The sequence below is a fragment of the Streptomyces sp. NPDC101227 genome, assembly GCF_044767545.1.
In the GTDB taxonomy this organism is placed as follows: domain Bacteria; phylum Actinomycetota; class Actinomycetes; order Streptomycetales; family Streptomycetaceae; genus Streptomyces.
In genome coordinates this window covers 532,458-554,252 of sequence record NZ_JBIWOD010000003.1, presented here as the reverse complement: position 1 = coordinate 554,252, position 21,795 = coordinate 532,458, and the positions used below count along the sequence as shown (strand labels likewise).

General features: G+C 70.8%; 18 protein-coding genes. 14 read left to right on the top strand and 4 right to left on the bottom strand.

Going from position 1 to position 21,795, the window contains the following annotated elements; all coding sequences use genetic code 11:
- Positions 1-52 precede the first annotated feature (52 nt).
- Positions 53-1,723: a cytochrome c oxidase subunit I gene (gene ctaD, locus ACIRPT_RS09310; RefSeq protein ID WP_403824476.1), complete on the bottom strand. Its 1,671-nt coding sequence runs from the start codon at positions 1,721-1,723 to the stop codon at positions 53-55.
- 81 nt (positions 1,724-1,804) lie between these two features.
- Here ctaD and ACIRPT_RS09305 point away from each other — a divergent pair, with 81 nt between their 5' ends.
- The 7 genes from ACIRPT_RS09305 (at position 1,805) to ACIRPT_RS09275 (ending at position 10,733) form a co-directional block, all read left to right on the top strand.
- On the top strand, positions 1,805-2,344 hold the full coding sequence (locus ACIRPT_RS09305; protein WP_403824473.1) for an RNA polymerase sigma factor: 540 nt from the start codon (positions 1,805-1,807) through the stop codon (positions 2,342-2,344).
- Positions 2,337-3,347, top strand: a complete 1,011-nt coding sequence (locus tag ACIRPT_RS09300) for a CU044_5270 family protein (protein WP_403824471.1) — start codon at positions 2,337-2,339, stop codon at positions 3,345-3,347. Before ACIRPT_RS09305 ends, ACIRPT_RS09300 begins: the two co-directional genes overlap by 8 nt.
- Before the next feature lie 588 nt (positions 3,348-3,935).
- Positions 3,936-5,420, top strand: coding sequence for a glycine betaine/L-proline transporter ProP (gene proP, locus ACIRPT_RS09295; protein WP_403824468.1), 1,485 nt, complete (start codon positions 3,936-3,938; stop codon positions 5,418-5,420).
- A gap of 281 nt (positions 5,421-5,701) precedes the next feature.
- Positions 5,702-6,865 (top strand): DUF2330 domain-containing protein, encoded by a 1,164-nt coding sequence (locus tag ACIRPT_RS09290; protein ID WP_403824465.1) that lies wholly within the window; start codon positions 5,702-5,704, stop codon positions 6,863-6,865.
- A gap of 77 nt (positions 6,866-6,942) precedes the next feature.
- Positions 6,943-7,260, top strand: coding sequence for an antibiotic biosynthesis monooxygenase family protein (locus ACIRPT_RS09285; RefSeq protein WP_403824462.1), 318 nt, complete (start codon positions 6,943-6,945; stop codon positions 7,258-7,260).
- A gap of 571 nt (positions 7,261-7,831) precedes the next feature.
- Positions 7,832-10,066 carry a hemopexin repeat-containing protein gene (locus ACIRPT_RS09280; protein ID WP_403824459.1) on the top strand — a complete coding sequence of 745 codons (2,235 nt, stop codon included), beginning with the start codon at positions 7,832-7,834 and terminating at the stop codon, positions 10,064-10,066.
- Between the two features lie 124 nt (positions 10,067-10,190).
- Positions 10,191-10,733 carry a GNAT family N-acetyltransferase gene (locus ACIRPT_RS09275; protein WP_403824457.1) on the top strand — a complete coding sequence of 181 codons (543 nt, stop codon included), beginning with the start codon at positions 10,191-10,193 and terminating at the stop codon, positions 10,731-10,733.
- A gap of 7 nt (positions 10,734-10,740) precedes the next feature.
- On the opposite strand, the gene ACIRPT_RS09270 is transcribed toward ACIRPT_RS09275, so the two are convergent.
- Positions 10,741-12,816, bottom strand: a complete 2,076-nt coding sequence (locus ACIRPT_RS09270) for a DHA2 family efflux MFS transporter permease subunit (protein WP_403824454.1) — start codon at positions 12,814-12,816, stop codon at positions 10,741-10,743.
- Positions 12,817-13,072: 256 nt separating this feature from the next.
- On the opposite strand from ACIRPT_RS09270, the gene ACIRPT_RS09265 reads away from it, so the two are divergent.
- Both ACIRPT_RS09265 and ACIRPT_RS09260 read left to right on the top strand, forming a co-directional pair.
- On the top strand, positions 13,073-14,035 hold the full coding sequence (locus ACIRPT_RS09265) for a peptidoglycan-binding protein (protein WP_403824451.1): 963 nt from the start codon (positions 13,073-13,075) through the stop codon (positions 14,033-14,035).
- A gap of 241 nt (positions 14,036-14,276) precedes the next feature.
- Positions 14,277-14,939, top strand: a complete 663-nt coding sequence (locus ACIRPT_RS09260) for an HAD-IA family hydrolase (RefSeq protein WP_403824448.1) — start codon at positions 14,277-14,279, stop codon at positions 14,937-14,939.
- A gap of 55 nt (positions 14,940-14,994) precedes the next feature.
- Here ACIRPT_RS09260 and ACIRPT_RS09255 read toward each other — a convergent pair whose 3' ends face one another.
- Positions 14,995-15,576 carry a TMEM165/GDT1 family protein gene (locus tag ACIRPT_RS09255; protein ID WP_403511839.1) on the bottom strand — a complete coding sequence of 194 codons (582 nt, stop codon included), beginning with the start codon at positions 15,574-15,576 and terminating at the stop codon, positions 14,995-14,997.
- Positions 15,577-15,807: 231 nt separating this feature from the next.
- Positions 15,808-16,566: an ABC transporter permease gene (locus ACIRPT_RS09250; protein WP_403512224.1), complete on the bottom strand. Its 759-nt coding sequence runs from the start codon at positions 16,564-16,566 to the stop codon at positions 15,808-15,810.
- Between the two features lie 210 nt (positions 16,567-16,776).
- Here ACIRPT_RS09250 and ACIRPT_RS09245 point away from each other — a divergent pair, with 210 nt between their 5' ends.
- From ACIRPT_RS09245 to ACIRPT_RS09225, 5 genes are all read left to right on the top strand, one after another.
- Entirely contained in the window at positions 16,777-17,421 is a 645-nt protein-coding gene (locus ACIRPT_RS09245; RefSeq protein ID WP_403824445.1) for an HNH endonuclease family protein, read from the top strand.
- A 251-nt stretch (positions 17,422-17,672) separates the two neighbouring features.
- Entirely contained in the window at positions 17,673-19,661 is a 1,989-nt protein-coding gene (locus ACIRPT_RS09240) for an FAD/NAD(P)-binding protein (RefSeq protein ID WP_403824442.1), read from the top strand.
- Positions 19,662-19,722: 61 nt separating this feature from the next.
- Entirely contained in the window at positions 19,723-20,187 is a 465-nt protein-coding gene (locus tag ACIRPT_RS09235; protein ID WP_403824440.1) for a DoxX family protein, read from the top strand.
- Positions 20,188-20,422: 235 nt separating this feature from the next.
- Positions 20,423-21,079 (top strand): DedA family protein, encoded by a 657-nt coding sequence (locus tag ACIRPT_RS09230; protein WP_403824437.1) that lies wholly within the window; start codon positions 20,423-20,425, stop codon positions 21,077-21,079.
- A gap of 137 nt (positions 21,080-21,216) precedes the next feature.
- Entirely contained in the window at positions 21,217-21,765 is a 549-nt protein-coding gene (locus ACIRPT_RS09225) for a GNAT family N-acetyltransferase (protein WP_403824654.1), read from the top strand.
- The last annotated feature ends 30 nt before the right edge of the window (positions 21,766-21,795 follow it).

Sequence of the window (21,795 nt, the reverse complement as noted above, 5' to 3'; positions counted from 1 at the left end):
GTCGTTCATCCGCGCTCTCCGTGCCTCGTTCGGCCCAATATCCCGACCCCGCTCATCCGCGCACTCCGCTCTCCACCTCGTGTGCGATCGCCGGGTGATGGAGGTCGAATGCCGGTGATTCGGAGCGAATACGCGGCAGCGCATGGAAGTTGTGCCGTGGCGGCGGGCAGGAGGTCGCCCACTCCAGCGAGCGGCCGTAGCCCCACGGGTCGTCGGATTCGACCTTCTTGCCGTACTTGGCGGTCTTCCAGACGTTGTAGAAGAACGGCAGGATCGACAGGCCCAGCAGGAAGGAGAAGATGCTGGAGACGGTGTTGAGGGTGGTGAATCCGTCGGCGGCCAGATAGTCGGGGATTCGGCGCAGCATTCCGTTGGCACCGAGCCAGTGCTGGACGAGGAAGGTGCCGTGGAAGCCGATGAACAGCGTCCAGAACGTGATCTTGCCGAGGCGCTCGTCGAGCATCTTGCCGGTGAACTTCGGCCACCAGAAGTGGAAGCCGGCGAACATCGCGAAGACGACCGTGCCGAAGACGACGTAGTGGAAGTGCGCCACGACGAAGTACGAGTCGGAGACGTGGAAGTCCATCGGCGGCGAGGCCAGGATGACGCCGGTCAGACCACCGAAGGTGAAGGTGATCAGGAAGCCGACGGTCCAGAGCATCGGCGTCTCGAAGGACAGTGAGCCCTTCCACATCGTGCCGATCCAGTTGAAGAACTTCACACCGGTCGGCACCGCGATCAGGAACGTCATGAAGGAGAAGAACGGCAACAGCACGCCGCCCGTCACATACATGTGGTGCGCCCAGACCGTGACCGAAAGACCGGCGATGGAAATCGTCGCCGCGATCAGACCGATGTAACCGAACATCGGCTTCCGGGAGAAGACCGGAATGACCTCGGAAATGATGCCGAAGAACGGCAGCGCGATGATGTACACCTCTGGATGGCCGAAGAACCAGAAGAGGTGCTGCCAGAGCAATGCTCCGCCATTTGCCGCATCAAATACATGGGCACCGAATTTACGGTCCGCCTCCAGGGCGAACAGCGCGGCGGCCAGGACCGGGAAGGCCAGCAGGACCAGCACACCGGTCAGCAGGACGTTCCACGTGAAGATCGGCATCCGGAACATCGTCATGCCAGGTGCACGCATGCAGATGATCGTGGTGATGAAGTTGACCGAACCGAGGATCGTGCCGAAGCCGGAGAAGGCCAGACCCATGATCCACATATCGGCGCCGATACCGGGGGAATGCACGGCGTCCGCGAGCGGCGCGTAGGCGAACCAGCCGAAATCCGCGGCGCCTTGCGGGGTGAGGAAGCCTCCCACGGCAATGAGGGAGCCGAAGAGATAGAGCCAGTAGGCGAACATGTTCAGCCGGGGAAAGGCGACATCCGGTGCGCCGATCTGCAGCGGCATTATCCAGTTCGCGAACCCGGCGAACAGCGGCGTCGCGAACATCAGCAGCATGATCGTGCCGTGCATCGTGAACGCCTGGTTGAACTGCTCATTGGACATGATCTGGTGCCCGGGGCGGGCCAGTTCGGCGCGCATCAGCAAGGCCAGCAAACCGCCGACGCAGAAAAAGGCGAATGCGGTGACCAGGTAGAGCGTGCCGATGGTCTTGTGGTCGGTGGTCGTGAGCCATTTCAGCGGCAGCCGGGTCCCCGAGGGCCGTTTCCCGGGGGACTTGGGGGAGGTGGGAGTCGTCGTGAGGGCCGTCATGCCCGGTAGGTGTCCGGGACCCCGGAAATATTCACCGGTCCCGGGTGTGAAGATCGGGGCCATGCCGGACACCAACGGTTCATGAGCACGGACGACGCCTTCGCCGATGCCTATCGCGCGCACTACTGGGCGGTCAGCCGCTTTGTTGCGCGGCGGCTGGACGGGCAGGCACACGAGGTCGAGGAAGTGGTGGCGGAGGTCTTCTCCATAGCCTGGAGACGCCGCGCCGAACTTCCCGACGCCCCGCTGCCGTGGCTGTACGGGGTGGCCCGGAACTGTCTGGCCAACACGGTGCGCGGCCTCGGGCGCTACCGGCGGCTGCTGCACCGGATCGGCAATCACGAGGCGGCGCACCGCAAGCAGACGGTGGAGAGTCCGGATGCCGAGCGGCCCGGCTCCTGGGTGCACGACGCGCTGGCCCGCCTTTCGCCCGCCGACCAGGAGGTGCTGCGGCTGACGGCCTGGGAGGAGCTGTCCGTCGAGGAGCTGGCGGTGACCCTGGGGTGCGGGCAGAGCGCGGCGGCCATGCGGCTGCACCGGGCGCGGCGGCGGCTGCGCGCGGAGATCGACCGTAGGCGGATGACCGTGTCCGTACGAGCAGGAGGCCCCGGCCATGAGTGACGAACTGGATCTGCTGCGCGCGGCCAACCCCGCACCGGAGGGCGCAGGCCCCTGGCGGGACCGTCCGCTGCACGCCCGCGCCGAGCGCGGCCTCAACCGGCTGCTGCACAGCCGGCGGACGAAGCGGGCCCGGCGGCGCCTCGTACTGCGGGCCGAAGCGGCGGTGCTCGCCCTCGGAGCCGTGCTCGCGTTCACCTTCTCCGACGCCGGCGCCGCAAAGGCCGTCGCGGTGCCCGTCGCGCTCGCCCCGCGCGCCGGCGCCCACTCCGTATCGCTGGACGAGGTCGCCCGGAGGGCGGAGGCCAGGGCGCGGACGGCCGGTGCCGCGGACGGGCCGCGCCGGGGCAGCCATCTGCAGAGCTGGTATCTGAGCATGGAGGCGGGCCCCGGCGCCGCGCCGCCCGTCACCGTGCCCGAGGAGCGCATTACCCGCTGGCGCGCCGACGGCAGCGGCTCCGAACTCGTCGTGGCCACCGACCCCCGGCATCCCGGGCGCCCGGTGATCGACGACACCGGCGGCAGCTGGCGCACCGTCAATGACGGCAAGGTGCTGCACCGCAAGTCCTATCCGGCGGGCCCGGCGGGCGGGCGGCGCGGCCTCGCCGCCCGCACGAAGCCGCCGGCCGACCCCGAGGCGCTGCGCGAGATGCTCGCGGCGCTGTACGGGGATTCCGGGGCCAGGACGCCGCAACTGCTGCTCGCGCTTTCCTCGTTGCGTCAGGAATGGACGCCGGGGCCGCGGGAGACGGCGGCCGTCGTCCGGCTGCTGGCCGATGCGGAGGGACTGCGTCCGGCGGGGGCGGTCACCGACCGGCTGGGGCGCCGGGGCCAGGCGTATGTCTACGACGGACCGGACGGCGGCATGAACGCCACCCGCCAGATGGTCATCCTCGACCCCCGGAGCGGGCAACTCCTGGGCAGCGAGGTCACCTTCACCAAAGATCTGCCCGACTTCCGGATCAAGGCAGGGGAAGTGCTGTCGTACGAGGCGTGGATGCCGTGAGCCCGCTCCGTATCCGGGAGCGGAACGCCTCCGAGGGTGGATCGCCTCTGGGGGTGGATCACCTCTGGGGATGCGTCACCTCCGGGTGCATCACCCCCGCCCGCCGCTCAGGTGGCGGGACCTGCGCGGATGGCCGATCCTTGAGGGGCGCGACGATCCATCGGCGCGGTGGCGCAGTACGCCGCCGCGCCGTCTTCGTGCCCGCAACCGGTGACCTCACCCATGCGCCCGGTGACAGTAACGGCGCACCCGGTGACATTCGGTGTCACTCGGAGATGGTCTCCACGTTTCCGGCGGCGCGCTCGACGCCGCATTCGCTGCGCCGTGCGTCACACAGCGTGATGGTTGCAGTGAATCGCCGCGAGATGGATCACAGACGAAAGTCCCGTATAAATCCGCCGGCACACGCGTTTGCCCAGCGAGGAGCGGGTATGCGACCGACCGCGCGATCATCCGGGCACTGTCCGTGATGATCCGTTCTGCCCCTATGGTCGACCTTTGCCCGTCATTCCATGGCGGGCTCTGCCCCGTCACCCCACGGCGGGCAATGTCATGCAGTCGTCCAAGAGAGCGCAGGCGAGCGAACACGTGCCGACGCAGTCCCCCGTCGCACCCGGGCCCCTTTCCCACGGCCGCAGCCGTACCGATGCCGCACCAGACCTGGAGAAGCGGGCGTCGGACGAGGTCACGGTCGTCGACCCCGCGATGGTCAAGCGCGCGGTGTCCGCGGCGGCCCTCGGCAATGCGATGGAGTGGTTCGACTTCGGCGTCTACAGCTACATCGCGGTCACCCTCGGACATGTCTTCTTCCCGTCCGGGAACCCGACCGCGCAGCTGCTGTCGACGTTCGGCGCGTTCGCGGCGGCGTTCCTGGTGCGTCCCATCGGCGGCATGGTCTTCGGGCCGCTCGGCGACCGCATCGGGCGGCAGAAGGTCCTCGCGATCACCATGATCATGATGGCGGCGGGCACCTTCGCCATCGGTCTGATCCCCTCGTACGCCACCATCGGCGTGGGGGCGCCCATCCTGCTGCTCGTCGCGCGCCTGGTGCAGGGTTTCTCCACCGGTGGCGAGTACGGCGGCGCGTCCACCTTCATCGCCGAGTACGCGCCCGACAAGAAGCGCGGCTTCCTCGGCAGCTGGCTGGAGTTCGGCACGCTGGCCGGCTACGTCGGCGGCGCCGGCCTGGTCACCTTGATGACCGCACTGCTGTCCACCCACGACCTGAACGCGTGGGGCTGGCGGATTCCGTTCCTGATCGCGGGCCCGATGGGCATCATCGGCCTCTACCTGCGGATGCGCCTCGAGGAGACCCCCGCCTTCGCCCGGCTGGAGAAGGAGGCGCGGACGAAGGAGAAGGAGCGCCGCGAGGCCGAGAAGCGGATCGGCATCCGCGAGATGATCTTCGGTCAGTGGCGGTCGATGCTGCTGTGCGTCGGGCTGGTCCTGGTCTTCAACGTCACCGACTACATGCTGCTGTCGTACATGCCGAGCTATCTGACCTCGGAGCTGAAGTACGACGAGACGCACGGGCTGCTGGTCGTGCTCGGCGTGATGGTCGTGATGATGGGCGTGCAGCCGTTCGCCGGCAAGCTGGCCGACCGCCTCGGCCGCCGGCCGGTCATCGCCGCGGGCTGCGTCGGCTTCCTGGTGCTGTCCGTGCCGGCGCTGCTGCTGATCCGTCAGGGCTCGCTGGCCGCCATCGCGCTCGGCATGGCGGCGCTGGGGCTGCTGCTGGTGTGCTTCACCGCGGCGATGCCCTCCGCGCTGCCCGCGCTCTTCCCGACCAAGGTCCGCTACGGCTCGCTGTCGATCGGCTTCAACATCTCGGTCTCGCTCTTCGGCGGGACGACTCCCCTGGTGGTCACCGCTCTGATCGGGGCGACCGGCAACAAGATGATGCCCGCGTACTACATGATGGCGGCGGCCGTGATCGGTGGCATCGCCGTCTGGCGGATGTCCGAGAGTGCCCGCAAGCCGCTGCCCGGCTCGCCGCCGGCCGTCGAGACGGAGGCCGAGGCCCGCGAGATCGTCCGCGCGTCCCGCCGCGCCGAGGTCGGATCCGCGGCCTGACCGGGCGCTTCCCCGTACGCACGGGGTCCGCTCCCCCGCGCCCCGACGGGCGGTAACCGTCGGGGCCGCGCCCCCAGGAAGGCCGCCGGTTTCCCGGCGGCCTTCGCGTGTCGAGCGGGGCGCACCGCGCGCAGCCGCTGCAGGCCCCCGCCCCGCCGGAACCCGAACTGCGGCCGCCGGAACCCGAAAAGGGGAACCAGCCGTACCGTCCCGCCCGTCTGAATCGCTGCCGATCACATCGACCGGCGAGGAGCGAACGGGGGACGACGGTGAGTGTGGCCATGGAACACCGTGGAGCGCGGCGGCGAAGGGCCGTGCTGGTGGTGCTGATGCTGCTGGCCGTGCAGCTGGTGTCGCTGGCCAGACCGGCGTACGCCTGCGGCTGCGGTGCGATGGTCGTGAACCCGAAGACCACCCTGTCGGTGAACCGGGAGACCTCGGTGGTGCGCTGGGACGGCAGGACCGAACAGATCGTCATGAGCCTGGCGGTGAGCGGGAACGCCCCGGACGCCGCCTGGATCATGCCGGTGCCGCACCGCGCAACGGTAAAGCTCGGCGACTCCGCCCTGTTCAGTGAGCTCGCCGGGATCACCGCGCCGGCCGACAAGGAGCTCTCCTACTTCTGGCCCCACAGCAACGACTGGCCGTTCCGGTGGGGCGGCGGGGACACCGCCGAAGCCCCGATGCCCGGCGCCCGCGCCCCCGGCGTCGGCGTCGTCGGCCGGGAGCGCCTGGGCCCGTTCGATGTGGCCCGGCTGACCGCCACCGACCCCGACGCGCTGCGCGGCTGGCTGAAGTCCCACGGCTTCCGGCTGCCCGACTCCCTCGCGACCGCACTGCGCCCGTACGTGGCGCAGCACTGGGAGTACGTCGCGATCCGGCTGGCCCCCTCCGAGCGCTACGGACATCTGTACGGCACCCTCGATCCGCTGCATCTGTCCTTCGCCAGCGACCGGCTGGTCTATCCCATGCGCCTGTCCCGGCTCGCCAGGACGCCGCAGTCGCTGGGCCTCTACGTCCTGGCGCCGCACCGGATGGAACCGCGCAGCAGCATCGGCGGCGCGAAGCCGGAGGTCTTCTTCGCGGGCCGGATCAAGCCCAAGGGGACCGCGGTCGGTCGTCTCGCGGGCGACGACGGGGCGTTTCTGACCGCCATCGACCAGGGCTTTCCGCAGCCGGAGCGCATCAGCGGCGACCACGAACTGCGGCGGGCGGCCGCCGATACGCCGTATCAGGAGGTCCGTTACACCTATGTGCTGATGAAGGTGGGCGGCATCCCGGCCTGGCTCCTCACGGTGGTCGGGGCGGCGGCGCTGGTGTCGGTGAGCGTGGTCGTGACCGCGCTGGTGCTGCGGCGGCGCAGGCGGCGTCGTGGGCTGCCGTCGCCCGCGGGGCGCGCGCCGCAGGCGGAGGAAGCGTCGTCGCCGGGGTCACCGAACAGCTGAAGCCGCCCGGGTGAGCCCGCCGGCGGCGCCCGGACCTGGTCGGCTTCCGGCGAGCGCCATGCGGCACGATGGTCGGCATGAGCATCGTGAAGATCAACGTACTGACCGTGCCTGACGAGCAGCGGGAGGTCCTGGAGAAGCGCTTCGCCTCCCGCGCCCACTCGGTGGAGAGCTCCGACGGCTTCGAGTGGTTCGAACTTCTCCGCCCGGTCGAAGGAACCGACAACTACCTGGTGTACACGCGGTGGCGTGACGAGGAGTCGTTCCAGGCGTGGATGGAAGGTCCCATGAAGGCGGCGCACCAGGGTGGCGGCGACCGGCCGAAGCCTGCCGCCAGCGGATCTACCTTGTGGTCGTTCGAGGTGGTACAGCAGGCCAAGCCGAAGACCGCCTAGCTTCGGACGCCGTCAGGCCTCGCCGGTATGCGCCGCACACCGACGAAAGTGGCCGGCCGATCTGTACGCACGTTGCTCGTCGCTGCACGTGCGGAATTCGGCCAGGGCCCCGGCTGCCGACGGCGGGCGGCCGAGCAGATGTGCAGGCGCCCCCGGCCTCGTTGGCCGGGGGCGCTGCCGTTGTCCGATCCGTGAAGTCTGCGTGTCCTCGGTGTGGGTGTCCTCCGGCAGCGACGTCCCGATGCCGGGTGCGAGGGGAACGCCTGCAGACACCCATGGCACCGAAGTCGAAAACTTCACGTGTACTCAACACCAGCGCCGATCGGACAGGTGATGCGGCCGACGCGGGCATCGGCCCCGCTGTCCCGCGGGCCAATGTGCTGGGGATGCGCGGCAACCTGGCCTGACCGATGCTGGAGAGGGACATGAGAGGCCTGTGGCCCTCGCATGATCTGCGTTCAGAGCGGCGGGATCGGCCATCCGTCGGTGGAGCCTCAGCACAGTCCGGAGCCGGGCCGTCCGCGCTTTCCGAACTCCCGGGATCGCTCTTCCGTCGTAAGGAGCCGAACCGATGCGCGACGACTTTCGCCTGACACTCCGTGGAGAACCGACCTATCGTCGGGGAGAACCGGTATCTCTCATTTTCGAGATCGAGAACGTGAGCGACACCGATTACAGGCTGCTGGTCTGGAATACGCCCCTCGAGTGCGAGGTCTTCAATTTCCTGGAGGTGCGATGCGGGGACCGCGTCGTCCCCTACGACGGGCGTTTCGTAAGACGCGGAGACCCGTCACCGGATTCCTATCGCACGATAGCCGCCGGTGAAACCATCATCGAAGAGCTCGACATCTCGGAATCCTACGCGCTGGACGAACCCGGCACCTACGACGTCACCCTGCGGGTGAAGTTCGCCGATGCCATCCCGGACGTCGGGATGGCGCTTTCCGCGCGTACCCGTAAGGAACACCGCGGATTCGCCCTCGATCCCGTGACCACACAGTTCGAGCTCCTGCCGGACGGAAGCGCACGCCCCACTGCCGGCGAGCGGGCGCGTCGCGAAGAGCCACAGGACGGGCCCCGGCGGCTCACGGTGGATCCGGCCCAGCGGGACCTCGGGCTGCCGGACTTCCCGCTGCCTCCGGGGTTTGAGGAAGTCTTCGCCGCGGATGCCAACGCCCGCGCCTGGCTGGACGCGGCAATCGCCGAGCTGGCGGGTTGGAGTGGCCGGACGGACAACACTCTCTACACAGAGTGGTTCGGGGCGGACAGCGCCTCCCGGTTCCAGACCGTACGAGACCGCTTCTCCGCGATTCGGGCCTGGATGAACAGGGGCGTCACCTACGATCTGAGCCAGTCCGGCTGTCCGGCTGACTCCCTGGCCTTCACACACTTCGGATCCGACACGGTCTATGTCTGCTCGCTGTTTTTCAGTGCGCCGGCGACCGGTCCCGAGTCGCAGTTCGGGACCTTCGTGCACGAGTGGAGCCATGCAGCCGTCGGTACCGAGGACTTCGTCTACGGGGAGGACGACGCACGTGAGCTCGCTGATACCAGGCCGGACACGGCGCTGAACAACGCGGACAACTTCGCCTACTTCGTCGAGACGCTGTGCCTGCGGATGCTGACGGCTCCCGTCTTCTGGCCCAACGGCTATGTGTATCTGTTCGCCGGCGGCGAGTACTACCGCTACAACCCCTCGACGCAGCGGGTGGATCCCGGCTATCCGAAACCGATCGCCGGCAACTGGCCGGGGCTGTGGGGAGATCGGGTCGACGCGGGCGTGGTGTGGAACAACGGCAAGGCGTACTTCTTCCGTGACCAGCAGTACATGAGCTACAACATCGCCTCGGACAAGGTCGATGCCGGCTACCCGCTGCCCATCGACCCTCACTGGCCGGGGCTGTGGGGAGACCGGGTCGACGCGGGCGTGGTGTGGAACAACGGCAAGGCGTACTTCTTCCGTGACCAGCAGTACATGAGCTACAACATCGCCTCGGACCAAGTCGAGGCCGGCTACCCACTGCCCATCGCCCCCAACTGGCCGGGCCTGTGGGGAGACGGGATCCAGGGCGCGGTGATGTGGAACAACGGCAAGGCATTCTTCTTCCGCGGCTGGCAGTACGCGGGCTACGAAGTCGCCACGGACACGACCGACCCGGCCTATCCACGAGCAATCGCGGAGAACTGGCCCGGACTCTGGAGCGACGGCCATCTCAATGCGGCGATCATGTACAACAACGGAAATGCCTACATCTTCCGCGGAAAGTACTACCGGGCTTACGACGTCGCGCAGGACCGAGTCGTCCACCCCAATTATCCGCTACCCGTCGCCGGCAACTGGCCGGGCCTGTGGGACAGGGTCGACTCGGGAATCCCGTGGACCAACGGCAAGGTGTATTTCTTCCGCGGCACGGAGTTCATGTGCTGGAGCATCGCAGACAACCGCGTGGAACCCGGCTATCCGAAACCGATCGCCGGCAACTGGCCGGGGCTGTGGGGCGATCGGATCGACGCGGCCGTCCTCTGGCCCGACGGACGAGCGTATTTCTTCCGCGGTGCGGAGTACATGCGCTACAACATCACCGCGGACAGAGTGGATGACGGGTACCCGCTGCCCATCGGCCCTCACTGGCCGGGACTGTGGAGCGAGGGGATCGACGCGGGCATCGTGTGGGACAACGGCAAGGCTTACTTCTTCCGCGGTGCGGAGTACATGCGCTACGACATCGCCGCGGACAAGGTGGATGACGGGTACCCGCTGCCCATCGGGTCGAACTGGCCGGGTCTGCCCGGCCGAGCCGCCTGAGGCATCGCTTCTCGGGTGGCTGCATGAGAGTGGATCGGCACGCCACCCGGGAACGAGATGCCCGGCCCCGCCGCACGCCGAAATCGCTTGCGCGCCGCTCCTCGTCCGCGGCAACAATGTCGCCATGCGCGATACCGCCGCCCGCCGGCTCCCCTGGACCGTCTGCGCCGAGCCCTTCGACTCGCCGGACGCCTGGGCGCTGTTGCGGGAGTACTACACCGAGGTCGCCGACCGTTACTACGAGCTGCACGAGGGGCGCCGAGCGACGCCCGAAGAGATCGCGGAGGGGCTGGCGGGGTACCCGAAGGACCATCTGACGCCCCCTGACGGCGTGCTGCTGGTGGCCCGGTGCGGCGAGGCCGCCGCGGGGTGTGCCGGGGTGCGGCTGCTGGACGAGCGGACCGCGGAGCTCAAGCAGCTGTTCGTACGGGTCCCGCACCGGGGCCTGGGCGGCGCGGGCGGGCTGCTGCTGGCCGCCGAGACGGCCGCGGCCGGGATGGGCGCCGAGCGCATCCGGCTGGACACCCGGCTGGATCTGGTGGAGGCGGTCGCGCTCTACCGGCGGCACGGCTTCGTCGAGATCGCGCCGTATCACGACGACGTCTATGCGGAGATCTTCTTCGAGAAGCGGCTGAACGGGCCGGGCGGGCCGGGTCCGCTGGGTTAGGTGGCGGCTACTTGGCCAGGCCCGGCGGTCGCGGCGCGCCGCGCGGTGTGTGGGGTGCGGTCTGGCGGGCGTCGCCGTTGTGCGGCTCCTCCTCGTCCGAGCCGCACAGCTCCGCCGTCAGCTCCCGCACGAGTTCGGTCAGGTCGGTGGGGCGGTCCTTGGTCCACCAGTCACCCAGCAGTTCCGCCAGTGATTCCTGGCGGGCGGCCGAGAGCCGGCCGGCCGCCTCGCGTCCGCGGTCGGTGAGCAGCAGCATCAGCCCGTCGCGTTCGGCCAGGCCGCGTACCTCGATCTGACGGATGCCTTCGGAGATCACGCCGAACGGCACATTGGTGCGCTCGGCGAGCAGCGCCGCCTCCACCGATCCGTAGCGGTAGATGCGCAGCACCAGCCAGCTGGCGGCCGGTTTGAGGTCGAGGCCGGCCCGCGCGGTGATCTTCTCGTAGATGTGCTTGCGGCCCTCCAGGCTGCCCAGTTTGGACAGCGCGCGGGCGCATTCGTCGCGCGAGGACCGCTCGACGGGGTTGGAGGAGAGCACCTCGCTGGTCTCGGGGGCGGTGACGCTGCGGCGCAGCGGCTCCTCCTTGAGGAACCAGGCCAGGGCGAAGGCGACGAGGACGACGGGGACGGCGTAGAGGAAGACGTCGGTGATGGAGACGGAGTAGGCGTTGAGGACGCCGGCGGCCTGGCCGGCGGGGAGCCGGGCGACGGTCCGCGGGTCCTGGGCGATCTTCGCCGGGTCGACTCCGGGCGGCAGTTGCTGCCCGGCGAGGGCCTGGGCGATCCGCGGGCCGAGCCTGCCGGCGAAGATCGTGCCGAAGATGGAGACGCCGAACGAGGCGCCGATGGAGCGGAAGAAGGTGGCGCCGGAGGTGGCGACGCCCAGGTCCTGGTAGGGGACGGCGTTCTGCACGATGAGCACCAGGACCTGCATGACCAGGCCGAGCCCGGCGCCGAAGACGAAGAAGTAGGCGCTCATTTCGGCGACGCTGCTGGCCGGGTCGAGCTGGTGGAGCAGGAGCAGGCCGAGCGCCACGACGCCGGTGCCGGCGATCGGGAAGACCTTGTAGCGGCCGGTGCGGGAGACGATCTGCCCGGAGGCGGTGGACGAGAGCAGCATGCCGAGCACCATCGGCAGCATGTGCACACCGGACATCGTCGGCGAAACCCCCTGCACGACCTGGAGGAACGTCGGCAGGTACGTCATCGAGCCGAACATCGCGAAGCCGATGACGAAGCCGATGACGGCGCAGAGCGTGAACGTGCGCAGGGTGAACAGCCGCAGCGGCAGTACGGGTTCCGCGGCCCGGCGCTCCACCAGGAGGAACGCGCCGAGCAGGAGGACGCCCAGCACCCCGATTCCCACGGTCTGCCAGGAGCTCCAGGGGTACGTCACGCCTCCGAGGGAGGTCATCAGCACGAAGCAGGCGGCGACGGCGGCTATGAGCGCGGTGCCCAGGTAGTCGATCCGGTGCGGGGTGCGGCGGTGCGGGATGTGCAGTACGGCGGCGATGACGGCCAGTGCGACGATGCCGATGGGGACGTTGATGTAGAAGACCCAGCGCCAGCTGAGGTGGTCGACGAACAGCCCGCCCAGCAGCGGCCCGAGGACGCTGGTACCGCCGAAGACGGCGCCGAACAGGCCCTGGTACTTGCCGCGTTCGCGGGGCGGCACGATGTCGCCGACGATCGCCATCGACAGCACGATCAGGCCGCCGCCGCCCAGTCCCTGGAGGGCGCGGAAGGCGATCAGCTGCCCCATGTTCTGCGCGATGCCGCACAGCACCGAGCCGATCAGGAAGATCACGATCGCCATCTGGAACAGCTTCTTGCGGCCGTACTGATCGCCGAGCTTGCCCCACAGCGGGGTCGCGGCCGTGGAGGCCAGGAGGTAGGCGGTGACCACCCAGGAGAGGTGGTCGAGGCCGCCGAGATCGCTGACGATGGTGGGCAGCGCGGTGGCGACGATGGTCTGGTCGAGCGCCGCGATCAGCATGCCGAGCAGCAGCGCGCCGATCGCGACGAGGACCGTCCGCTGGGACTGGCCCTCGCCGGGTATGGCCGCGCCGGTGTCCTGCGCCATGTGCGTCTCCCTCGGTTCGGGCGGCCCTCCCCTCGGCACGGCCGCCCTTCGCGTCCTTCCATCGTGGTGCGTTCCGCCCGAAATGGCCCGCCGAGCGGGGGTACGACCGGAGGGGGCCCATCCGGTAGCCGTGGTCGCCCGGTGGACATCCGGGAGATGCCCGGCGGATGTCCCGGAGTGCCTGTGCAGACCCGGGCGGGCTCTGGATAATCGCTGCCTGTTCGAGGGCTCTACGGCTCCCTGGAGGCGACCGTTCGTGACGGCACAGACCTGCCCGCACTGCTTTGCCCCCGTACGCGGCGACGGGCGGCCGACCTGCCTGTGCGCGGCGGCCGGCGCGGAGGACTTCGATCCGCTGCGCGTCAGGCCGTATGTGTCGTTACCCGGCCAGGACGGGGCCGATGAGGAGCGGGACGCCCCTTTGGGCCGCTCGGGGGAAAGCCCCGACGCCCGCCCTGACATCCGTACGGCAGCGGCCGCCTCCCTGGTCCCCGAGGCGCTGTCCACGGTCCCCAGGCCGCGCCGTTCCGGGCCCACCTCGCGGACGTTCCTGTCGTCCGAGGCGGAGCCGGTCGCCGAGGCCGCCCCGGGAGGGCCGGTCTCCCACGGTGCCTCCGCAGGTCGCGCCGCACCCCGCAAGCGCGGGTTACCGGCCGTACTGGCGGTCGCCGGAGCGGCCGTGGCGGCCACCGCGGTGCTGATCGGCAGCGATGCGCTCTCCGGCGGCGAACGGGACCGGGCCGCGCCGCCCGACCACGGTACGGCCGCCCCCACCGCCGTCTTCCCCACGCGCGGCCCCCGCCCCTCCGAAACCGGCACCCCCTCCGCCCCGCCCCCGCACCGGTCGCCCTCGCAGCGCCCCGGATCCCGTACGGCCCCCCGGGAGACGGTCACGCCGTACCGGACGGCGGCGCCGCGCCCGCCCGCCCCCACCCGCGCCTCCGGCAGCGTCGGCCGCACCCCCAGTGGCCGGCCGAGCTCCGCGCCCACCGGCCCGATCGTGCTGCGCGAGGGGTCCAGCGGCCCGGAGGTGGCGGAGCTGCAGGACCGGCTGCGGCAGCTGGGCCGCTATCCGGGCCTCAATGAGGGGCGGTACGACGCGGACGTACGGAACGCGGTGTCGAGCTATCAGCAGGCGTACGGGGTGAGCGGCGACCAGGACGGCGTGTACGGGGAGCAGACCCGGGTGTCCCTGGAATCACGGACCGACGAGCCGTGAGGGGCGGTTCCGCAGGGGCCGGATCCGTGAGTGCGGGCCCACCGTGACCGGGGGCGGTTGTCCGGACCCCGAACCGTTTTGTATCGTGTAGAAACAAAGTGGTTCCGCCCGCATTCCCTGACCGGCGGGCGGGACCGCTTATGTACCCACGCACGTCTGCACGTCCGCATGCGCGCCTGCATGCACGTCCGCATGCACCTCACGCGTGCCCCCACCGCCCGTAGCGCCCAGGAGCCCGCCGATGACGGCCACCACCACGCTCACCGCCCGCGCCCTGCTGTTGGACATGGACAGCACGATCGTGAACTCCGAGGCCGTCGTCGAGCGCTGCTGGCGCCGCTGGGCGGCCGGGCAGGGCCTGGACGCGGACGAGGTGCTCGAGGTCGTCCACGGGCGGCAGGGCTGGGCCACCATGGCCGCGCTGCTGCCCGACCGCCCGATGGAGCTCAACCTGGCGGACAACCGCCGGATGCTGGCGCAGGAGACCGCCGACGTGGACGGCGTGGTGCCGGTCCCCGGTGCGCCCGCCTTCATGGCCGCCATAGCCCGGCTCCCGCACGCCCTGGTGACCTCCGCCGACACCGCCCTCAGCGATGCCCGGATGGGTGCCGCCGGGCTGCCCATGCCGTCCGTACGGATCACGGCGGAGAGCGTGAGCGCCAGCAAGCCCGACCCGGAGGGTTTCCTCAAGGGCGCCGCAGAACTGGGCCACGCCCCCGAGGACTGCCTCGTCTTCGAGGACTCCGAGGCGGGCATCGCGGCCGGGCGGGCGGCGGGCATGCGGGTCGTCGGGGTCGGCGAGCGCGCCGCCGCCTTCGCGCCCACCGCCCATGTGCGCGACCTCACGCAGATCCGTGTCGAGGCGCAGGCCGACGGCCTGATAGCCCTGCACATCGCGGCCTGACCGTCGGGAGGGCGACCGGTCGTGCGACCGGCCGCCCTCCCGACGGGCCGCCGCCTCAGCCGGCGATCGCCTCGTACAGGCTGAACCCGGCCAGCAGCGCCATCACCCCCGCCGCGACCTTGGTGATCAGCTTGAGCGGTACGTACTTCATCAGCGTGCGGCCGCCCAGGATGCCCAGGCCCGCCACGGCCCACAGGCCCAGGACGGCCCCGACGCCGACCGAGAGAGGGTCGTCGTAACGGGCGGCGAGGTTGGCGGTCATGATCTGCGTCAGATCGCCGAACTCGGCGACCATGATCATCGTGAAGCCCGCCCCGGAGACCTTCCAGAAGCTCTGGTCGGCGGGCTTCGTCACCTCTTCCTCATCGTCGTCCTTCTTGAACAGCAGGACGGCGGCGCCCGCCAGGAACAGCACACCCACCACTGCCTGGACCACGCGGTGCGGGAGCAGGGTGAGCACGCTGCCCGCGGCGATGGCGAGCGCGACATGCACCAGGAAGGCGGCGGCGACGCCGGCGAAGACGTATGAGGCCCGGTAACGGGTGCCGAGCATCAGGCCCGCGAGGGCGGTCTTGTCGGGCAGCTCGGCGAGGAAGATGACGCCGAAAACCACGGCGGCGACGGTGAAGCTGAACACGGGGTGAATACCTCGATCGGTCGGGCCGCGCCAAAGGGGCCCGGAAGAGGGATCGCTTCGGCACGGCAGCGTCAAACACTGCGGCCGAAGGTCTCGCTGGCGCGGTACGGGTTACGTACCGGGCTCCGGGCGCCGGCGCGCCCATCCGTCTGTGCGCGCGGAGCGCGCTCCACCAGGGGTGGTGGTCGGGCGACGGGTGGGAACGCAGTATGTCGACGGTCCGGCGGAGAGCTACTCCCCTTCTGCTGCCGTCAAGGGTACGCGGTGCATCCGTCCGCGCGCGACCAGCTCGAGCACCACCGCGCAGGCCGCCGCCTGCACCGCCAGCAGGGCGACCAGCACGAACAGCTGTACCGCACCGGCCTGTACGGGCGAGGCGCCGCCCAGCAGCATCCCGACGAAGGCCCCGGGGAGTGTGACCAACCCCACCGTCCTGGTCTGGTCCAGCCCCGGCAGCAGCGCGTCCGACGCGGCCGGGCGGGCCACTTCCATCCGCGCGTCCCGGTCCAGCAGCCCGAGCGCGAGGCCCGCCTCGAACTCCCCGCGCCGGCTCTCCAGCTCGTCCAGCGCACGTCGCCCGCCCAGAACGGTGGCCGTCAGCGCCCCGCCGATGAGGATGCCGGTGACGGGGATGAGGGTGAGGCCGCGTGGCGGGAGGAGGCCGGTGAGCAGCAGGAGGCCGACGACCGGGGCCACCCCGGCGGCGATCGGCGCGGCGGCCCACCACCAGGTGCGGTTCTGGGTGATCCGGCGGCCCGCGGTCCGTACCGCCACCGCGAACATCAGCACGAGGAAACACACCAGCCAGGGGAGCGCCCCCACCACCCAGCCGATGAGGTACGAGACGGCGGCCAACTGGGCGGCGGCGCGCAGGCCCGCGACGGCGATGGCCCTGGCATGACCGAGGCGCGCCAGGGACGCGACGGCCACGGCGGCGACCAACAGGACGGCGAGGACGACCCCGAGGGTGACGTTGACCGGCAGCAGCACGCGCTCACTGTAGGGGGGCGCATGCGCGGGGGTGGCCCAACCGGACTGCTCCGACATGCTCATGGCGCTCCGTCAGCGCATTCCGCCAGACCCTTGAACTGACGTGAGCATGTCGCCACTCTGTTACCTGGTGCCCATTCGGTGGAAACCCCACGTCGCCACCATGGGCCCGCACCGAACTCAACTTCCCCCCACTTCAAGGGAGTTCCGATGTCAAAGGTCTACGCGCGTCGCGTGACCATCTCCGCGGGCGCGGCCACCGCGCTGGTCTGCACGCTGATGCTGAGCGGCCAGTCCGCCCAGGCAGCGCCGCCCAGCCCGCCCGACGCCGCCACCGCCCGGACGTACCTCACCCAGATCAAGGAGCAGCCCGAGGGCCCGCAGGACGGGTACAGCCGCGACAAGTTCCCGCACTGGATCGACCAGGGGAAGAACTGCAACACCCGCGAAGTGGTGCTCAAGCGGGACGGCACGGACGTGCAGCAGGACGGCAGCTGTGCGGCGGTGAGCGGCAAGTGGGTCTCCGCGTACGACGGGGCGACCTGGACCAAGGCGTCCGACCTGGACATCGACCATGTCGTACCGCTCTCGGAGGCGTGGAAGTCGGGCGCCGCGCAGTGGACCACAGCGCGTCGCCAGGAGCTCGCCAACGACCTGACGCACTCCCAGCTGATCGCCGTCACCGACAACGTCAACCAGGCCAAGGGCGACCAGGACCCGGCCAAGTGGCTGCCGCCGGAGGCCTCGTTCCACTGTGAGTACGCCCGGATGTGGGTGTGGGTGAAGCACGAGTACGGCATGACCGCGGACTCCGCGGAGAAGGCCGCGCTGAAGAAGATCCTGGACGGCTGCTGAGCCGTCCGGCTGCGCCTCGCGCCCGCCGGCCGGGACCACCGGGCGGCGGGCGCCGCGGCGCGCGGGCGGTGCGGCCGGCATGGGGCTTGGGGCGGTCCGGCGGGTTTTTGCCACCGGTGAGCGGGTTGCCGGGGAAAGCGGTGATGCGGGAGGTTCGGCGCCCGTAGGCCGTCGTCCGCTCGGCGGACGGCCCGCGGATCAGAGGCATTTCTTTTACCGACCCGGGTGCCGCGGCGCGCGGGCGGGCGGTGATGATAGGCCGCATCTTCGCCCCGCCGCTCCAGGGAGTGCCCCTCTTGGCCGCCGACCGCATCGCCGACCACCATGCCCGGCCCGCCATCGCCATCGTGGGCGCGGGGCCCCGCGGCACGAGTGTCCTGGAGCGGATCTGCGCCTCGGCCGCCGAGCTGGCCGCGGACGCCCGCCCGACCGTGCATCTCATCGACCCCGCACCGCCCGGCGCCGGCCAGGTATGGCGTACCGCCCAGTCGCCCGAGCTGTTGATGAACACGGTGGCATCGCAGGTCACGCTGTTCACCGACGAGAGCGTGGCATGCGCGGGGCCGATACGCACCGGGCCGAGCCTGTATGCCTGGGAGGGCTGTGACGTCGGCCCGGACGACTATCCGGGGCGGGCGCTGTACGGCCGCTATCTGGAGTGGTTCCACGGCCAGGTGGTGCGCACCGCCCCGGAAGGGATAACGGTCGTGACGCACGCCGCCCGCGCGGTGCGTCTGACGGAGGCCTCCGACGGCTCCCAGTCGCTGCGTCTGGACGACGGCCGGACGCTGCACGGCCTGGGCGCGGTGGTGCTCGCCCAGGGCCATCTGCCGTCCGCACCCGCTCCGGAGCAGCGGCGGCTCGCCGAGTACGCCGCCGTCCGCGGCCTGCGCTACCTCCCGCCCGCCAATCCCGCCGACCTCGCCCCGGAGCTGTCGGCCCTGGCCCCGGGCCGCCCCGTACTGCTGCGCGGGCTGGGCCTGAACTTCTTCGATCACATGGCGCTGCTGACGACGGCCCGCGGCGGCCGGTTCGTCCGGGGCGCGGAGGGGACGCTGGTCTATCAGCCGTCCGGGCGCGAGCCGCGGCTGTACGCGGGTTCGCGGCGCGGCGTTCCGTACCACGCGCGAGGTGACAACGCCAAGGGCGCGCACGGCCGTCATCTGCCGCTGCTGCTCACGGAGGACGTGATCGCCGGCTTCCGTAAGCGTGCCGACTCCGGTGACCTGCCCGACTTCCTGGCGGAGGTGTGGCCCCTGGTGGCCAAGGAGGTGGAGACGGTCTATTACGAGGCGCTGCTGGCCGGCCGCGGTCCAGGCGGCGCCCCGGGCCGGGAGCGGTTCCGCACGCGCTTCCTGGGCAGCGCGCACCGCAGCCCCGAAGAGGCCGCCGCTCTCGACGCTTTCGGCATCGCGCCGGCCGAACGCTGGGACTGGGACCGGGTCTCCAGCCCGCACGCGGACCGGTATTTCGCCGACCGTGCCGCCTTCCGGGAGTGGCTGCTGGCGCGGCTGCGGCAGGATGTCGCGGACGCCCGTCGCGGCAATGTCGCGGGCCCCGTCAAGGCGGCGCTGGACGTGCTGCGGGATCTGCGCAACGAGCTGCGGCAGATCGTCGACCACGGCGGGCTGCGCGGCGCCTCCCGCCGCGACCACCTGGACCGCTGGTACACCCCGCTCAACGCGTTCTTGTCCATCGGGCCGCCGCGGCGCCGCATAGAGGAGATGGCGGCGCTGATGGAGGCGGGGGTACTGGAGGTGGTCGGGCCCCGCATGGCGGTACGGCTCGGCGCCGCGGACGGCCACGGGCCGGGCTTCACGGCGCATTCGCCGGATGTCCCGGGGTCCGAGGTGACGGCGGCGGCCCTGATAGAGGCGCGGCTGCCGGAGCCGGATCTGCGGCGCACCGCCGATGAGCTGCTGGCCGGCCTGCTGGCCGACGGGGGGTGCCGGCCGCACACGGTGGACGGTTACGAGACGGGCGGGCTGGACGTGTCGCCGAGCCCGTACCGCCTCATCGAGGCCGATGGCAGGCCCCATCCGCGGCGGTTCGCGGTCGGCGTGCCGACGGAGGGGGTGCACTGGGTGACGGCGGCCGGGGCGCGCCCCGGGGTGGGGTCGGTGACCTTGGCCGATACGGACGCGGTGGCGCGGGCGGCGCTCCAGGTGGCGGCGCGGGAGCCGCTGGCGGCGCGGGATTCGGCGGTTCCGACAGAAGTTGAACTTGCAAGTACAGATTAGGCTCGCCTAACCTATGGCTCCAAACGGTTACCTCGTCCCCAGAAACCGTAGGAGACCCCAGATGTCCGCTCCACTCACCGCCTTCACGCAGAGATCGACCCCGCACATACTCGCGCTCTTCCGCGTCGTCGTCGGGCTGCTCTTCGCCTGCCACGGCGCCTCTTCGCTGTTCGGCGTCCTCGGCGGCGCCATGGGCACCGGCGCCACAGTCCCGACGGGCGCCTGGCCCGGCTGGTACGCCGCGGTCATCCAGCTGGCCGGCGGCATCCTCGTGATGGTCGGCCTCAGCACCCGCGCGGCGGCGTTCATCAGCTCCGGCTCGATGGCGTACGCGTACTTCTCCGCCCACCAGGGTTCGGCGCTGTGGCCGATACAGAACGGTGGCGAGGCGTCCGCGATGTTCTCCTGGGCCTTCCTGCTGATCGTTTTCATAGGCCCCGGCGCCTGGTCTCTCGACCGTCTCTTCTTCGGCGACCGCCAGCCCGAGCAGGCGCCGGTCGCGCAGCGCGAGCCCAGCGCCGCCTGACGCCCCCGCCCCGGGACCTCCGCACCCGGGGCACCTTCACGGCCCGTACGGCACCGCTACCGTACGGGCCGTGTCGCGTCGCGGCAGTGCCTCGACGCTCAAGGTACGTGACACATACAACAATTTGCGCCCCAGGTCAGACGGCCGAGAAGGCCAGGCGTACGCTGTATGGCTGTAGAGCCGCCCCTGCCGCACCGAGCGACGTCGCGGCGGGGTCCGGACCGGGAGTGGCGCGTTGTTGGAAAGCCTGGGATCCCTCAGTGGTACCCCCTGGGTGTATGTGATCGTCAGCCTCTCCGTCGTCCTCGATGTCTTTGTGCCGATCCTGCCCAGCGGGGTCCTGGTGATCGCCGCGGCGACCACGGCCGCCGGCACCAGCACCGCAGCCGACGCGGTCGGCTCCGTGCGCGTCGCCACCGCCGTCCACGGTGGGGCTCCCCACCTGGCCGAAATGTTCTCCCTGGTGCTGTGCGCGGCCACCGCCTCCGTGCTCGGCGACATGGTCGCCTACCGCCTGGCCTGGCGCGGCGGCGATCGCTTCGACCGGGCCATCGGACGCTCCCGCCGCCTGTCCGCCGCGCAGGAACGCCTCGGTGCGGCGCTCACCCGCGGGGGCGGCGGCATCGTCGTCCTGGCCCGCTTCGCACCCGCCGGCCGCTCCGTGGTCAGCCTCGGCGCCGGTGTCGCGCACCGTACGGTCCGCGAGTTCCTGCCCTGGTCCGCGCTGGCCGGTCTGGCCTGGGCCGCGTACAGCGTGAGCCTGGGCTACTTCGGCGGCCAGTGGCTCGGCACGTCCTGGGTGGGCCCCGCGCTGTCCGTGCTCGCCCTGTTCGCGGCGGGATCGGCGGCCGTGTTCCTGATGCGGCGGCCGGAGCGCCGGGCGGCTCGCTGACGGCAACGGGCGCGGCGGGCGGCCGACGGAAAACGCGTGGCCCGTTGTCAGACCCCGGTGCGACGATTGTCCGCATGAGCAGTGCGAGTAAGGCGAACGATGCAAGCGGGGCGTACGGCGCGGCCGGCCCGAGCCGCATGAGCGACCCGGCAGCCGGCATCGGCGCCGGGCGGGCCGGCCTCTGGCGGCCCCGCCCCGAGACCGCCGCGGACATACCGGCGGTCCGCCGGGTCAACCTCGCCGCGTTCGAATCGGCGGCGGAGGCGGACCTCGTCGATGCGCTGCGCCGCGACGAGACGGCCTGGCTCCCGGGCCTGTCGTACGTCGCCGACGCCCCGGACGGCACGGTCGCCGCCCATGCCCTGCTGACGCGCTGTTACGTCGACGATGTCCCCGCGGTGGCGCTCGCCCCGTGCGCGGTATCGCCCGAGCACCAGAAGCGGGGTGCGGGCGGTGCGGTCATCCGGGCCCTGCTCCAGGCGGCGCGGGCGGCCGGCGAACGGACCGCGATCGTGCTCGGCCACCCGCCGTACTACCCGCGCTTCGGCTTCCTGCCCGCCGCGTCCCGCTTCGGCATACGGCCCCCGCAGCCGTGGCCCGACGAGGCCTTCATGGCACTGCCCCTGGACGACTCCACGCCCCCGCGCGGCGCGGTCCGCTATCCGGCGGCCTTCGGCATCGACTGACGCGCACCGTCCGGCCGACTCCGGCCGGCC

What these genes read in the sequence shown, in the direction of transcription:
- ctaD (WP_403824476.1), bottom strand. Translation starts at nt 1,723, where the DNA reads ATGACGGCCCTCACGACGACTCCCACCTCCCCCAAGTCCCCCGGGAAA.
- ACIRPT_RS09245 (WP_403824445.1), top strand. Translation starts at nt 16,777, where the DNA reads ATGTCAAAGGTCTACGCGCGTCGCGTGACCATCTCCGCGGGCGCGGCC.
- ACIRPT_RS09285 (WP_403824462.1), top strand. Translation starts at nt 6,943, where the DNA reads ATGAGCATCGTGAAGATCAACGTACTGACCGTGCCTGACGAGCAGCGG.
- ACIRPT_RS09305 (WP_403824473.1), top strand. Translation starts at nt 1,805, where the DNA reads ATGAGCACGGACGACGCCTTCGCCGATGCCTATCGCGCGCACTACTGG.
- ACIRPT_RS09280 (WP_403824459.1), top strand. Translation starts at nt 7,832, where the DNA reads ATGCGCGACGACTTTCGCCTGACACTCCGTGGAGAACCGACCTATCGT.
- ACIRPT_RS09225 (WP_403824654.1), top strand. Translation starts at nt 21,217, where the DNA reads ATGAGCGACCCGGCAGCCGGCATCGGCGCCGGGCGGGCCGGCCTCTGG.
- ACIRPT_RS09290 (WP_403824465.1), top strand. Translation starts at nt 5,702, where the DNA reads ATGGAACACCGTGGAGCGCGGCGGCGAAGGGCCGTGCTGGTGGTGCTG.
- ACIRPT_RS09235 (WP_403824440.1), top strand. Translation starts at nt 19,723, where the DNA reads ATGTCCGCTCCACTCACCGCCTTCACGCAGAGATCGACCCCGCACATA.
- ACIRPT_RS09270 (WP_403824454.1), bottom strand. Translation starts at nt 12,816, where the DNA reads ATGGCGCAGGACACCGGCGCGGCCATACCCGGCGAGGGCCAGTCCCAG.
- ACIRPT_RS09260 (WP_403824448.1), top strand. Translation starts at nt 14,277, where the DNA reads ATGACGGCCACCACCACGCTCACCGCCCGCGCCCTGCTGTTGGACATG.
- ACIRPT_RS09300 (WP_403824471.1), top strand. Translation starts at nt 2,337, where the DNA reads ATGAGTGACGAACTGGATCTGCTGCGCGCGGCCAACCCCGCACCGGAG.
- ACIRPT_RS09240 (WP_403824442.1), top strand. Translation starts at nt 17,673, where the DNA reads ATGATAGGCCGCATCTTCGCCCCGCCGCTCCAGGGAGTGCCCCTCTTG.
- ACIRPT_RS09275 (WP_403824457.1), top strand. Translation starts at nt 10,191, where the DNA reads ATGCGCGATACCGCCGCCCGCCGGCTCCCCTGGACCGTCTGCGCCGAG.